11 protein-coding genes are annotated in these 13,931 nt (G+C 69.7%); 2 read left to right on the top strand and 9 right to left on the bottom strand.

Going from position 1 to position 13,931, the window contains the following annotated elements; translation table 11 throughout:
- The first annotated feature begins 8 nt into the window (after window positions 1–8).
- Complete coding sequence (locus SLNSH_RS16840) at window positions 9–494, top strand: hypothetical protein (RefSeq protein ID WP_106338180.1); 486 nt, start codon at window positions 9–11, stop codon at window positions 492–494.
- A gap of 338 nt (window positions 495–832) precedes the next feature.
- On the opposite strand, the gene SLNSH_RS16835 is transcribed toward SLNSH_RS16840, so the two are convergent.
- From SLNSH_RS16835 to SLNSH_RS16815, 5 genes are all read right to left on the bottom strand, one after another.
- Window positions 833–1,720 carry an ABC transporter permease gene (locus tag SLNSH_RS16835; RefSeq protein ID WP_106338179.1) on the bottom strand — a complete coding sequence of 296 codons (888 nt, stop codon included), beginning with the start codon at window positions 1,718–1,720 and terminating at the stop codon, window positions 833–835.
- A gap of 4 nt (window positions 1,721–1,724) precedes the next feature.
- Window positions 1,725–2,609 (bottom strand): ABC transporter permease, encoded by an 885-nt coding sequence (locus SLNSH_RS16830; RefSeq protein ID WP_106338178.1) that lies wholly within the window; start codon window positions 2,607–2,609, stop codon window positions 1,725–1,727.
- 2 nt (window positions 2,610–2,611) lie between these two features.
- A complete protein-coding gene (locus SLNSH_RS16825) occupies window positions 2,612–3,676 on the bottom strand; it encodes an ABC transporter ATP-binding protein (RefSeq protein WP_106338177.1) in 1,065 nt (354 codons plus the stop codon).
- Between the two features lie 275 nt (window positions 3,677–3,951).
- The gene (locus tag SLNSH_RS16820; protein WP_106338176.1) at window positions 3,952–5,136 is read right to left on the bottom strand and encodes an extracellular solute-binding protein; all 1,185 of its coding nucleotides are present in this window, start codon (window positions 5,134–5,136) and stop codon (window positions 3,952–3,954) included.
- A 277-nt stretch (window positions 5,137–5,413) separates the two neighbouring features.
- Complete coding sequence (locus tag SLNSH_RS16815) at window positions 5,414–6,217, bottom strand: aldolase (RefSeq protein ID WP_106338175.1); 804 nt, start codon at window positions 6,215–6,217, stop codon at window positions 5,414–5,416.
- Between the two features lie 223 nt (window positions 6,218–6,440).
- Between SLNSH_RS16815 and SLNSH_RS25395 the strand changes: the two genes are divergently transcribed.
- Window positions 6,441–7,919: a D-alanyl-D-alanine carboxypeptidase family protein gene (locus SLNSH_RS25395; protein ID WP_245422391.1), complete on the top strand. Its 1,479-nt coding sequence runs from the start codon at window positions 6,441–6,443 to the stop codon at window positions 7,917–7,919.
- 1,372 nt (window positions 7,920–9,291) lie between these two features.
- Here the strand turns inward: SLNSH_RS25395 and SLNSH_RS16800 are convergent.
- The 4 genes from SLNSH_RS16800 to SLNSH_RS16785 form a co-directional block, all read right to left on the bottom strand.
- On the bottom strand, window positions 9,292–9,798 hold the full coding sequence (locus SLNSH_RS16800) for a hypothetical protein (protein ID WP_106338174.1): 507 nt from the start codon (window positions 9,796–9,798) through the stop codon (window positions 9,292–9,294).
- 148 nt (window positions 9,799–9,946) lie between these two features.
- Window positions 9,947–11,356: a gluzincin family metallopeptidase gene (locus tag SLNSH_RS16795; RefSeq protein WP_146140290.1), complete on the bottom strand. Its 1,410-nt coding sequence runs from the start codon at window positions 11,354–11,356 to the stop codon at window positions 9,947–9,949.
- Window positions 11,353–12,681, bottom strand: coding sequence for a TfuA-like protein (locus tag SLNSH_RS16790; protein ID WP_210202527.1), 1,329 nt, complete (start codon window positions 12,679–12,681; stop codon window positions 11,353–11,355). Before SLNSH_RS16790 ends, SLNSH_RS16795 begins: the two co-directional genes overlap by 4 nt.
- On the bottom strand, window positions 12,678–13,931 hold a 1,254-nt coding region (locus SLNSH_RS16785; RefSeq protein ID WP_158266792.1), incomplete at its 5' end, for a YcaO-like family protein. The genes SLNSH_RS16785 and SLNSH_RS16790, both read right to left, overlap by 4 nt.

Here is a 13,931-nt window from a genome sequence, read left to right as displayed (position 1 = left end):
GTTGGTCGATGGCTCAGGGGCTTTTCCGGGGGCTGGGCGCGGCGCTTGCGGTCGCGGGGGCGCTGATAGCCCCCGCGCTGGCGGCCGAACCGCCCAAGAGTGACGAGGACGCGCTGAAGCCGGCCCTCGCCGACCTGATGACGCTGACGCAGTTGCGCCACTACAAGCTGTGGTATGCGCAAAAGGTCGAGAACTGGGAGCTCTCCCAATATGAGCTCGACCGCTTCCGGAGCACCATCGAGCGGATTGCAAAGCTCTACCCGGAGGCCTCCAGCGTCGCACAGGCCAAGCTCATCCGGGAAAAGTCCGACCCGGCGCTGGACGAGATCGCCAAAGGGATCGCCGGGAAGAACCAGCAGATCTTCGAATCCGGCTTCCTGAAGCTCACGGACGCCTGCAACCAGTGCCACAAGGCGGCGGGCTTCTCCTTCATCGCGATCCAGGTGCCGACGCGCTCGCCATACGCCAACCAGAACTTCGAGCCGGCGAAATAGCCCTCGATCAACGCCGGAGGGCTGAGCCCGCCGACCCATCCAGGATTGCTTCGTCGCTTCGCTCCTCGCGATGACGGCGAGAGATCTTCGGCGGGCCGGCTAATCCGATTCCAGTATCATCCTCGGGCTCGTCCCGGTCATCCACGCCTGCCCAACCCCGTGGATGGCGGGGACAAGCCCGGCCAGGACGGGATGGAAGCGTGAAGCCGGATCTGCCGGTCGCAGGAGCCACATCGCGCGCCTGGCTATAGACGCGCATCGGGCGCTGGCGCCCCCTGGAAACGCACATGGCCGGGACGAACCCGGCCATGTCGTCGACGGCTGCAGTCGGCCCGGGTTCAATGCGCCGACTGGCGCTTGGACCGGGTCACCATCTGGGTCGGGTTCACGAAACGCAGCGCGATCACCAGCCAGATGAGCGTGGTCACCATATAGACAACCGCCATGGCGTCGATCGACTGCACGGCGCGGACGCCGGCCGCGAACACCGCGTAATAGAGCGCCACGACCAGCGTCTGGCTGCTCGGGCCGGCCGTCAGGAAGGTCAGCTCGAACATGGCGATGGTGCGCACCAGCACCAGCAGCAGGGCGGCCAGCACGCCGGGCATGAGCAACGGCAGCAGCACGTGGACGAACATCCGGAACGTGCCCGCGCCGAAGACGCGCGCCGCAGCCTCCACCCGGGGGTCGATCTGCTCGATGAACGGGATCATGACCAGGATCACGAACGGCACCGTCGGCACCAGGTTCGCCAGGACCACGCCCGCCATGGTGCCGCCGAGGCCCGACTGGTAGAGCACCGTCGCCAGCGGGATGCCGAAGGTCACCGGCGGCACCAGCAGCGGCAGCAGGAAGATCAGCATCATGACCTTCTTGCCGGGGAAGTCCCGCCGCGCCATGGCGTAGGCGGCCGGCACCCCGAGCAGGCCCGAGAGCAGCACGACCGCTCCCACGATCTGGAAGGTGACCAGCAGCACGTCGTGCAGCTGGAACTCGTCCCATGCCGAAAGATACCAGCGCGTCGTGTAGTCGTTCGGCAGCCAGGAGCGCAGCCATCGCGTGGCGAAGGAGCTCGTCACCACGGCGGCGATGATTCCGAGCAGGTTGACGATGAAGAAGATCACGGCCGACCAGACGGCGACGATCCACAGCCGCGATCCGACCGAGCGCAGGCCGGAGGGCCCGGTCGCCACGGCGGGAGGGGCTTCGAGAGTGACGGCGGTCATGGGGTCAGCCTTTCGCGCCCGCGGCGGGGCCGCGATAGAACAGGTTGCGGAGGGCGAGCACGGCGACCACGACCACGAGCTGCACGGCGCCCATGATCATCGCGATGGCGGAGGCCAGGCTGTAGTCGTACTCCTCGAAGGCCGCCTGGTAGGCCGCGATCGAGATCACGCGCGTCGGACCAGCCGGCGCGCCGAGCAGCACGGCGGACGGGAACACCGAGTAGGCCTGCACGAAGCTGAGGCAGAAGGTGATCGCCAGCCCCGGCACGAGCAGCGGCAGGAACACGTGGCGGAAGCGCTCCGCCGCGCGGGCGCCCAGCGTCGCAGCCGCCTGCTCCAGTCCCGGATCGATGCCGGTCACGTAGGACAGCGTCAGCAGGAAGGTGAACGGGAAGCCGGTGATCAGGAGCGAAAGGAACACGCCCCAGTAGTTATGCACCAGCTTGATCGACGAGGCGTTGAACAGCCCCGTGGACACCAGAGCGCGCGTGAACCAGCCCTGCGGGCCGAAATAGTTCAGCATGCCCTCGGCCACCAGCACGGTGCCGAGCGTGATCGGCAGCACCAGGATGGTGGTCAGCAGCCGCTGGTGTCGCATCAGGCGCACCCGGAAGGCGACCGGCACGGCGAACAGCAGGTTCACGATCGTCACCGGCACGGCGAGCGCCAGGGTCGTGAAGATCGTGTCGTACAGGAACGGGTCCGAGAAGAACCGGGCGTAGTTCCCCAGCAGCGACCCGTCCTTGGGACGGAACGACAGCCACAGGCCGTAGCCGAAAGGGTAGAGGAACAGCGCGAGCAGAAGGGCGGCGGCGGGCAGGACCAGGAGAGTCACTCCGTCCAGTCCCTTGGCCGCGAGCCGCGCGCGCAGCGGGATGGCGTCGGCCATGGTCAGGCTCCCGGATACACGAGGACGCGGTGCGGCTCGGCGCCGAGCCGGACGGAGGCGCCGGGGGCGAGCCGCTGCTCCGAGCGGAAGAACAGCTCGTCGCCGCCTTTCGTGCGGGCCTGCCCGAAGAAGTCACGGCCGCGGTACTCAATCGCCTCCACGACGCCATCGATGCCGTGAGCGTCCGGCGCGACGGGCACGAGGTCGTCCGGCCGGATCGCCGCGATGGCCGCATCCCCGGTCAGGGCTTCCTGCACCACGCCGTCCAGCGTCGTGCCGCTCACCGCGAGTTGCACCCGGTTGCCGTCCTTCGCCTGCACGCGCCCGGCGATGCGGGTGCGGAAGCCCATGAACTCGGCCACGTCGAGGTGCGCCGGTCGGGCGTAGAGATCCTCGGGGGCGCCGACCTGGCGGATGGTTCCGTCGCGCAGCACCACGATGCGGTCGGCCAGCGACAAGGCCTCGTCCTGGTCGTGGGTGACGTAGATGGTGATGCAGCCGAGACTCTGGTGAATGCGCCGGATTTCCTGGCGCATCTCGAGGCGCAGCTTGGCGTCGAGGTTCGACAGCGGCTCATCCATGAGCACCAGCGGCGGGTCAATGGCGATGGCGCGGGCGATGGCTACGCGCTGCTGCTGGCCGCCCGAGAGATGGCCGGGGAGCTTGTGCGCCTGCGTGTCGAGCCGCACCGTGCGGATCGCCTGCTCCACGCGCGGCGCGGCCTCCGCCTTGGAGACGCCCCGCATCTTGAGCCCGAAGCCCACGTTCGCCCGCACGGTCATGTGCGGGAACAGGGCGTAGTTCTGGAACACCATGCCGAAGCCGCGGTCCTCGGTCGGCAGCGTGTCGATGCGCTTGTCGTCGAGCATGATCTGCCCGCGGGTCGTCGGCAGCAGGCCGGCGATGCAGTTCAGCGCCGTGGACTTGCCGCAACCGGACGGGCCCAGCAGCGCAATGAACTCGCCCCGCTTGATCTCGAGCGTGAGGTCGCGCAGCGCGTTGACGACGCCGAAATCGCGGCTGACGCCCTCGAGGCGCAGGGATTTGAAGGATGAGAGCAGGCTCATAGGGGGTCTCGATCAAGGGCCCGCCGCCGGCGGCGGGGGAGGAAGGCGCAAATGCGTCGGATTTCACGGCGTGTCGCCACGTCATCCCCGGCGGCGCGAAGCGCCGGGAAGGGGATCCAGGGGACCAGGTGCATATCGAGCGACGCGAACCGGGCGAGCCCGGCGCGCGCTGCTCCTGGATCCCCTTCCCCTCCGCGCCTTCGGCGCTCCGGCCGGGGATGACGGCGGCGAACATTGGCGGCGACTGGCCGGAGACCGGGCCGCCGCCCTTCGCCTTACTTCGTCTTCTTGGAGCCGATCTCCTCGTCCCAGCGACGGAACGCGGCGACCATGGGCTCGGGGTCGAGCGGCAGCTCGAGGGGCACGTCGGCGATCAGCTTCTCGTATTCGGGGCGGCCGAACTCCTTGATCGCCTCCTGGCTCTCCTTGGGAGCCATGGTGATCGGCACGTCCTTCACCGCCGGGCCCGGATAGAAGTAGCCCTCGTCATAGGTGAAAGCCTGCGCTTCCTTGGTCAGCATGAACTTCATGATGTCCAAGAGCACCGCGAGCTTGTCGTTGGAGATGCCCTTCGGCACGACCATGTAGTGGGCGTCGATCACCCACTTGAAGTTCTTCAGCGTGGCGATCTTGGCTTCCTTCGGCACGACGCCGAGGACGCGCGGGTTGATGTCCCAGCCGGTGGTGGACACGATAATGTCGCGGGTGCCCTCGCCGAGCTCCTTCATGGTCGCGCCGGTGCCGGTGGGATAGTACTCGATGTACTGCCCGAGCTCCTTCAGGTAGGCCCAGGTCTTGTCCCAGCCCTTCATCGGATCCTTCGGGTTGCTGTCGCCCAGGATGTAGGGCAGGCCCATCAGGAAGGTGCGGCCCGGGCCGGAGTTGGCCGGGCGGGCGTAGAGGAACTTGTTCGGGTTCTGCTTGGCCCAGGCGAGCAGCTCCTCCGTGGAGGTCGGCGGCGTCTTGACCTTGTCGGGCATGTACTCGAGCAGCGGGCCGGACGGGTAGTAGGCGACCGTGACGCCCTGCCCGCGGGCGAGCGACTGCATCATGGCCGCGCCCTTGAGGTAGATGTCGTCCAGCTTGGGCAGTTGGGACGCGTACTGGCCCAGGAGGTCGACCCAGAGCTTCTGCTCGATGCCGGCCGCCAGCGCATCCGTGCCGGTGAGCACGAGGTCGATGTCCAGGCGTCCGGCGTCCTGCTGGGCCTTGATCTTGCCGGGCAGCTCGGGCGCGGGCGCCTTGGTGAAGGTGAACTTGGACACGACGTTCGGCTTGGCCTTGCGGTAGGCCTCGAAGGCCTTCTGCGTCAGCGCCAGGTTGCCGGCCACGTCGACGATGTTGATGGCCACGGCCTCCTTCGGCATCGCGAGCTGGGCGAAGGCGCGGTTGGCGCCCAAGGCCGCGAGGCCCGCGGCGGCCCCCATGAGACCGCGGCGCGAGAGACGAAAATCCGTCATGCGAGTGTTCCTCCCTGAGTCGCCCGGAGCTTTTCCGCTTCCGTAGCGTGCGTAAGCTGCCGAATTTGATCGATTTAGCCGCGGCGCTTGCAATGGGGCCGGGCGGCCATTTCGAACGTGTTGGGGCCTCCCGAGGTCAACCGGAAGCCCTGTCACGAAAAGCACTATACGACGGCTCAGGGCTGAGCAGAAGTCCCCTGATGTATCAGATCCCAGAGATTCAACCGGGGTTCCGCCGGCGGGTTGGGGAGCGCCCTCCACGCCGGTCGGCCCCTGCTCAGCTGCGGTAGGCCGGCTCCTCGGCGTCCAGCTGCCGGCGCACGCTGATGAGGTGCAGGCGGGCCGATTCGGGATCGCCCTCCCGCATCTGCCGGGCCGCGGACTCGGCCACCGCGGGGGCGACGGGCAACACCTTGCGGCCGGTCGACAGGGCGATGCACTGCGCCTCGCAGGCCCGTTCCAGGTAGTAGAGGTCGTCCCACGCCTCCGCGATGGTGGGCGCCAGCACCAGCACGCCGTGGTGCTTCATGAACACGATGTCGGCGTCGCCGACCGCCGCCGCGATGCGGTCCCCTTCCCGCTCGTCCAAGGCGAGGCCGTTGTAGTTCGCGTCCACTGCCGTGCGCCCATAAAACTTGAGCGACGTCTGCCCGGCGAAGATCAGCGGGTCGCCTTCCGTCATGGCGAGCGCCGTCGCGTAGGGCATGTGCGTGTGGAACGCGACCTTGGCGCGCGGCAGGTTCTTGTGCAGGCGCGCATGGATATGGAACGCCGTCGCCTCCGGCTGCCCCTCGCCCGAAACCACATTGCCGTGGAAGTCGCAGACCAGGAGCTTCGAGGCGGTCAGCTCGCGGAAGGCGTAGCCATAGGGGTTCACGATGAACAGGTCGTCGTAGCCCGGGACGACGGCCGAGAAGTGATTGCAGATGCCCTCCTCGAAGCCGTAACGCGCCGCCATGCGGAAACACGCGGCCAGGTTGACCTTGGCCTCCCAGACCGCCTCGCCGTCGAGGCTCGGCTGGTTGCCGCCGGAGCCGGCGCGGTCGACGGGGGTGGAGGACGGCGAGAGGGCGTGAGCCATGGGGATCTCCGGAATTCTGCGCCCCGAGCGTTCACACGCCGCAAATGCTGTCAAGCCGAGCCCCGTCAGGAACAATTCTCGCCCGGAGAGCCCGGCTCCGCTCCCACGAGGCACGTCCGCAAGGGTGAAAACACGCGCTCCTTTAACCCGGGATTCACCGCTTTGACGCTCTGGTCATCCCCGCCCCACGGGGTGTGAGAGCGTTGAGTCCGGAGCGTTGAACATGGTGCGGATCGCGGTTGGGCCGCGGGGGCGTGGTGTCGTCGGGTTGGGGTGGACGACCGCGCTGGTGGCCTTGCTGGCCCTGCTGTCGATCTCGCCGGCCGAAGCCCGCCGCAAGTCCCACGGCGGCGGCTATGCGCCCCCGACCTCGGCCATGGTGCTCGATCCGACCTCGGGCCGAATCCTTTACGCGCAGGACATCGACGGCCCGCGCCATCCCGCTTCGCTCACAAAGGTCATGACCCTGTTCCTGCTTTTCGAGCAGCTCGACAAGGGCGCCATGACCCTGGACACTCCCCTCCAGGTCTCCGCCGCCGCCATGAACCAGGCCCCGTCACGCCTCGGCGTGAAAAAGGGCGAGACCATCCGGGTCGAGGATGCGATCAAGGCCATCGTCACCCGTTCGGCCAACGACGTGGCCGTGGTGATCGCCGAGAATATCGCCGGGTCGGAAAAGGCCTTCGCGGAGCGCATGAACGAGAAGGCGCTCGAGCTCGGCATGCGCAACACGCATTTCGAGAACGCCTCGGGCCTGCCCAACAAGGCGCAGATCACCACGGCCCGCGACCTGGCCACCCTGGGCAAGGCGGTTCGCGAACGCTTTCCGAATCTGTTCGCCTATTTCGCCACCCGCAGCTTCGAATATGCGGGCGCCAAGGTGCCGAGCCACAACCGGCTGATGAACCGGCTGGAGGGCATGGACGGCATCAAGACGGGCTTCACCAACGCGTCGGGGTTCAACCTGCTGGCCTCGGTCCGGCGGGGCGACAAGAGCGTGATCGCCGTGGTGATGGGCGGAATCACGCAGAAGAGCCGCGACGACCACATGGCCGAACTGGTGAACCGCACCATCGACCAGGCTGAGGCGGCGCCGGCGCTGGTCGCGTCGGCCGCCAAGGCGCCCGCTCCGGCCGGCGCCTCTCTGCCAGCGCCCGCCGCAACTCCGATCGAGACGGCTTCCGCTTCAGCCGCGGCCATGTCGCCCGCGGCTGTGGCGCCGCGGGCGGCGGCCGCCGTTCCGGCCCTGTCCGACCCGCTCACCACCGGCTCCATCGCGCCCGCGCTGTCCGCCGCGACCTCGCGCGGACCCGGCCAGGCGATCACGTTCGCCCTCTCCTTCCTCGGTCTCGCCGGCGTTTTCGCCGCGATCGGCCTTACGCTCCAGCGCCGCAGCCTCGCCTTCGTGCTGTCGGACGCGGCGGCGGTCGCCATTGTGTCCCGCGACCTCCTGGGCCTTGCGACGCAGCGCCTGGCCGAGCGCCTTCGCGTCGCCCGGCTCCGCGCCAGGTCGCGCCGCCAGCCCGCGGCCGAGGCAGGCGCTCGCCGCGTCCATTTCGAGAGTTCCGAACCTTACCTGAGCAACGATGGCGACCGGCGGCTCGCGGACGCCTACGCCCAGCGCGGCGTCCCCTGCCCGCCCCGCCTCGCCGACACCGCCGGCCCCTGGATCCCTCCGGACCAGATGCCGGGCGCGCGGTGAGCAGCCCCCCACCCTTGCCCCGTCATCCCCGGCCGGAGCGCCGAAGGCGCGCAGGGGAAGGGGATCCAATAGCAGCGCGCGCCGAGATTGCGGCGTTCGCCCCCGTCCAACAAACCCAAGATCGCGCCCAGTCCTCTGGATCCCCTTCCCGGCCTGCTGCGCAGGCCGCCGGGGATGACGCGGATGATCATCGGGCGGGGCTTGTCCCGGGTCCACGCTTTCCGGACCGCGTGGATGGCCGGGACAAGCCCGGCCATGACGTCTGGATTGAAGCGACTGCCTTCCGGGAACCTCGCCGTCAATGCGAGGAGCGCAGCAACGAAGCGATCCAGTCGCTCCCCACCTTGCCCCGTCATCCCCGGCCGGAGCGCCGAAGGCGCGGAGGGGAAGGGGATCCAGGGGCAGCGCGCGCCGGGATGGCGGCGTTCGCCCGGTCCTACAAGCCCGGGATGGCGCCAGTCCCCTGGATCCCCTTCCCGGCCTGCTGCGCAGGCCGCCGGGGATGACGCGGATGATCATCGGGCGGGCTTGTCCCGGGCTTCACGCTTTCCGGACTGCGCGGATGGCCGGGGCAAGCCCGGCCATGACGTCTGGATTGAAGCGACCGGCTTCCGGGAACCTCGCCGTCCTTGCGAGGAGCGCAGCGACGAAGCGATCCAGTCGCTCCCCACCTTGCCCCGTCATCCCCGGCCGGAGCGCCGCAGGCGCGGAGGGGAAGGGGATCCAGGGGCAGCGCGCGCCGGGATGGCGGCGTTCGCCCGGTCCTACAAGCCCGGGATGGCGCCAGTCCCCTGGATCCCCTTCCCGGCCTGCTGCGCAGGCCGCCGGGGATGACGCGGATGATCATCGGGCGGGCTTGTCCCGGGCTTCACGCTTTCCGGACTGCGCGGATGGCCGGGGCAAGCCCGGCCATGACGTCTGGATTGAAGCGACCGGCTTCCGGGAACCTCGCCGTCCTTGCGAGGAGCGCAGCGACGAAGCGATCCAGTCGCTCCCCACCTTGCCCCGTCATCCCCGGCCGGAGCGCCGCAGGCGCGGAGGGGAAGGGGATCCAGGGGCAGCGCGCGCCGGGATGGCGGCGTTCGCCCGGTCCTACAAGCCCGGGATGGCGCCAGTCCCCTGGATCCCCTTCCCGGCCTGCTGCGCAGGCCGCCGGGGATGACGCGGATGATCATCGGGCGGGCTTGTCCCGGGCTTCACGCTTTCCGGACTGCGCAGATGGCCCGGGACAAGCCCGGCCATGACGTCTGGATTGAAGCGAATGCCTTCCGGGAACCTCGCCGTCCTTGCGAGGAGCGCAGCGACGAAGCAATCCCGATCGAGCGCGCCGCCCTGGATTGCTTTGCTTCGCTCGCAATGACGGGGAGACGCCCTACTCCACGCGTCCGGTCAGTTGCGCCCGGCCCGTCAGCTGGGCTCGGCCGGTCATTTGCGCGCGGCCGGTCATCTGGGCGCGTCCCGTGAGCTGGGCTCGCCCGGTCATCTGGGCCCGGGCGGTCACGCCGTCGTCGGAGAGCTCGGGGGTGAGCAGGATGTCCGCGAATGTGCCGGCCAGCGTGTCCAGGCGGATCGAGTGGTCGTCCTTGCCGTAGGCCCACATGCGGACGTCCTCGGCGAAAACTTCGCTGCTCAACTCGACGCCTGACAGTCCGAGGCTGATCGGGGAGGTCCCCGCAGGAACATCGGCCCCGTCGCCATGCACCTTGAACAGGCTTGGCGCAGCGAGCTTGTAGTATTGGCCCTCGAAGCTGAAGCCGTAGATGCGGGCCAGCGCCGCATTGTCCGCGGACTCATTTCCGACGAGCTTGATGTCCGTCATCTTGCGGCCGAACAGGCGCACGACCGAACCTGCGTGCAGGGTCTCGTCCAGGCTCACCATGCGCCCCTCCTTCGACATGGTTCAAAGGCCGGCTTCTGGGCAGCCGGCTCTCGTCGTTCTTTATTGAAGACCTTAAAAATGCCGGATGGCAATCGACTTGACTAATCTGTCACGACGACTCGCCCACACGTGTGAACGTCTTCACAGATCAGACCGGACGTCTGTGCTCCGCGCGAATGATCTGGCCCAGGACCGCAGCGTGCAGGGGCTCGTGATGCCGGCCCGGCGGGCAGCAGGCGATGCGCCTGAAGGCCTGGACGCGGCCCATCTGGGCTGCGAACGGAACGCCGGAGCGGTATTGGCGAGCCCGCGACAGCATGCTGGCCGCAACCGCCCTCTCCAGCGGCCGGGGAGTGGGCTCGATCTGGCGCCAGCGCAGGTTATCGGTCAGCATGGCGGCGGCCCGGGGCGAGACCACCTGCTGGGCCCCATCCACGAGCGCGCGGGCGACCTGCTCGTAGGTGAGGTCCTCGACGTCGATCTGGTCGAGCATGGCGCCCAGCACCCGCCCAAGGGCGTCCCGAGCCTCGACCAGGGCCGCCCGGAAAGCGCCCTTCAGGCTCGAGAGGCGCGCCCCGAACGCGGCCGCGAGCCCGTCCATGGCCGCTTCAACTTCCTGCCGGTCCCAGCCGCGGGCGTCGAGGTCAGGGCCGATCACCCCCTTGGCGACGAGGTTGTCCTGGTAGAGGTCGACCAGGAAATCGAACAGCGCGCCGGTGAGCGGCTGCGCCAAGGCGTGGGCGTTTCGCTTCTGTCCCGTTAGGTCGATCCACTCGCCATCGGCCGCCAGGCGCAAGTCCGCAAGGTCGCTCATGCGGGTCAGGTTGTCCGCGATGCGGATCTGCTGCGTGTCCGACAGCTCGCCGATGCGGTTCATGTCGTTCAGGACGTAGAGGTTGCCGTTGGTCTGACCCAGCACATGGGCGATCACCGACTCGAAATGCAGGGCCGTCAAAAGCGCCGTGAGATCCGAGATCGACTCGTGGAAGGCGAGGAAGTCGGCCGTGACCCGCCCGGATGGCGGCGTCCCCAGTTCGCCGAACAGCACGGCGTGGCCGGTCTCGTGCGCCACGACGTCCAGGTTGAGGCAGAACAGGCGCAACTCGCCCTGGTCGTTCACCTGGGCCCCCATCTCCAGGAAGCCGGGTCCTGACTGGGCGTTCGGCCAGCCGAGCACGGGGGTCAACTCGATACGCTGGCCCTCCTCCAGGTCCATCCACCGCAGATGGCGGCCGAGATACTTCTCCCAGACATCGAGCGTCAGCCGGACAGAGCCATAGAGATGGGCCTGCAGGAACTGCTGGGTGTCGACGGGAATATGCGAGAAATCGCCATGCTGGTCCGGCCACGCCGGCGGACGCACCGGGCCCAGATAGGGCGGCGCGAAGGCGGGAGGATCGTAGGGAGGCTTGTCGATGGCGTCCACCACGGCGAGGAGGCCGTCAGACGGGCCCGGACCGACGGTTCCGGCGGGAGACGAGACCTCGATGACCTCGGGCTCCGGATAGGCGTCGCCGGCCTGGGGAAATAATCGGAACAGCGTGCCCCGCATGCTCATCGCGCCTCCCGTTCGAAATCAGCGACGCCGGCGAGCTCGAGTTTGCGGCGCATTTCTAGAGCCTGCGCGAGGGCCGACGCGTCCCCATAGCAGAGCCGCCGGGCCGCCCGCTCCAGGGTTTCGGCGCCGAGCGCGCTTGCGTCGATCACGCCGTAGCGCTCGGCGAGGCTCATGGCCGACGGCCGCGCCGGAGGCGCGTCCGGATTGGCGGAAAGCAGCTCGGCATGGCGGCGGGCGCGCGCCAGCGCCGCCGCATACCGGTCCGTAATCCGCAGGTGGTCGATCACATCGCGGAATCCGGCGGGCGTGACGTGGGCTCCACCCCGGCGCGCCACCCGCTCGAACAGGGCGGCGAGCCCGGCCTGGTCGAGCCCGTTCGCCGCCATCCACGCATCGAGGGCGGGCCGCGACCGCAGCCCCCGGCTCTCGCGCCACCGCAGCAAGCAATCCCGCGCATCTTCGGCAAGCGAGCCGCCTGGCTCCCGGCCAGCGGCGCGGCGCAGGGCGGCCCAGGCCGGCGGATCCAGCTGCAAGTCATCGATCACAAGCTGCTCGTCAGGGCTGAGCGTCTCCGCTCGCCGCCTCGCCTCCCCGGCCACGAACGCCTCCCACACGCCCGCTCGCTGGAAGACGAACGAGGGCGGCGGCGCAGGTTCCCCAGTGGAGAGCCACGCCTCCATCCGCGCGATCAAGGCGATGGCGTCCCGCCGTTTCTGCGACTCGTAGCCGCGCTCCCACCACAGCCTGAGCGCCTGGGCCGCCTCGCCCTCGAGGCTCGGGCTGGCCAGGAGGGCCTCCGCGCTGCGCTCGCCATACGGCAAGGCGGCGGCCTCGGCCGCGAGCCGGTCCCGGAGCGCGGCGCTGATCACGCCGGCGTCGCTGGCCTCGATCAGCCCCTGCCGGAGATCGACCAGGGCGTCGCTCAGGCGCAGGAAGCCGGTCTCCGGCGGCCCGTGCAGGACCGCGACCTCGTCGTCATTCTCGAAAAGCTCCGGGAAGGAGCCATATCGGCCGTCGCGATAGGCCTCGAACACCCGGCCCACCCCGACCATGCCGAAGTCGCACAGCTCGGCGGCCCGCAGCGCCCCCATGCTGGCCGCGCCGAACACCGCGACGCCCTCGGACATCGCCCAGAGGACTTCCCGGTGCCAGACCGACGGGACCTGGTGGAAATAGCCGTCCACGATCCCCACCGCCCGCGGCCGATGGTCCAGGATCGCCCGGTAGAGGTCGCCCTGGGCCGCTGGCGGCAGGATGCGCATCTCCGTGAGCGCGCGGGCTTCTTCAACAGGCAGGCTTGGGCCGAGGAACAGGAGGCCGCTCACGGCCGGCCTCCTCGCCCGGACCCGGCCTGAGCGGCGCGGGCCCCGCCCGCCTTGGCCGGGTCCTCACCGGTCAGGGGCGACTCCAGACCGGGCACGAGGGTCCGGACGACCGGGATCCCGATATCGGGCCGGGTCAGGTCGACATAGAGGACCTGCTCGATCCCGACCGCGGCGAGCCTGTCCAGGATAGCCTCGAGATCGCCGAGGACGCTGTCGGTCGACAGATCCGGCCGGGCTTCGGGCGGCGCGTCGGCGGGCCCGTCGAGCCAACGCGTGCTGTCCCGGCGCCGTCGGCTCCGGGCCGAGGCCTGGTACAGCGCCGGCTCGAAGTCGTCCCGCGCTCCGGCGATCCAGGTGGTGCGCGCCTGGGCGGCCTCCGCCAGCGCCTTGACCATGGCCGCGACCGGGCTGGGGTGGCAGGCCGAGCCCACCTCCGGGTCGGTTGCGGTCTCGCCGGCGTCAACCGCCAGCGCCAGGTACGTCGGGACGCCGGCGTCCGACGTCGCGTCCCAGAGCCGGACGCGCACGCCGGCCGAAGCGAAGCGCTCCAGCAGCCAGCGGCAGCCGGGGTCCTGGATCCTGTCCAGGTCCAGGGCGGGCTCGCGATGGCCCTCCCGCAGGCGCCACAAGGCGACCGCGTCGCGCTCGATCACCTCGCAGAGCCCATGCGCCAGCGCCTCCGCCACCGTGGACCCGGAGGCCAGGCCGTTGGTGGTGGCCTCGAAATAGCCGCCGAAACGCTGCTCCGCCTCGGCCGTATAGTCCGAGGACACGGCCTCCAGCGGAACGAGGACCTCCCCGCCCGTCGCGACGTCCCGCGCCGCGACCCAGGGGATGGGCTGGTGGTCGTCGAAGGCGCGCGCCAGCGGGAGCCCGCGCCACGCGCAGGCGAGCCCGGCCGCCCGCAGGTCCGCCGCGCGCGCCAGGCGCACGGGCGCGAGCACGTCCTCAGCGTGCCAGGTCTCGGCCGCCTCCATGAGGGCGGAGATGCGCGCGCCCGCGAGCGTCAGGCCCTTGCCCTGGTGGACCGCGATCGAGCGCGAGTTCGGGCGCGCGGCGAAGCACACGGGCACGCCCAGCGTGTCCAGGCCCGTGAGCGCGCCTACGCGCGTGACGCCCATGCGGCGCGCGAGCGGGGCGAAGCGCGCGTAGGCGTCCTCGGGCGTCTGCGCCCGATGCGCGTGCGCCTTGGCGCGGGCCGCGTCCGCGGGCAGGCCGGGGTAGCGGCGCCCGGGCGCGGCGGCGCTCAC

Source organism: Alsobacter soli (genome assembly GCF_003004785.1).
GTDB lineage: Bacteria > Pseudomonadota > Alphaproteobacteria > Rhizobiales > Beijerinckiaceae > Alsobacter > Alsobacter soli.
Note: the sequence above shows the minus strand (reverse complement) of the source record. Positions and strands in the feature narration are given on the sequence as shown.